This window comes from Halomonas sp. SIMBA_159 (assembly GCF_046536035.1).
In the GTDB taxonomy this organism is placed as follows: Bacteria; Pseudomonadota; Gammaproteobacteria; order Pseudomonadales; family Halomonadaceae; genus Vreelandella; species Vreelandella venusta_A.
In genome coordinates this window covers 1-247 of sequence record NZ_JAWJBT010001247.1, presented here as the reverse complement: position 1 = coordinate 247, position 247 = coordinate 1, and the positions used below count along the sequence as shown (strand labels likewise).

The window sequence follows — 247 nt, the reverse complement described above, 5'->3', positions numbered from 1 at the left end:
AGCGGTATCGCGACAGCCACCGCCGCATACGTGCGCGCGGTCGAGGGGACATCGGCACGCATCGCCGACACCCGGAAGACGACCCCGGGCCTTCGTGCGTTCGAACGGCACGCCGTGCTCTCCGGCGGCGGGCACAATCACCGGTATTCGCTGTCGGACGCGGTGATGGCCAAGGACAACCATCTCGCTGTGCTGAAGCGCTCAGGTGTCGACCTCGCATCTGCTCTGCGCGACGCGCTCTCTCGTC

General features: G+C 67.6%; 1 protein-coding gene. It reads left to right on the top strand.

From position 1 onward, the window contains the following. The coding region (locus tag R0J87_RS23245; RefSeq protein ID WP_498889329.1) for a nicotinate-nucleotide diphosphorylase at nucleotides 1-247 on the top strand (247 nt) is incomplete at both ends.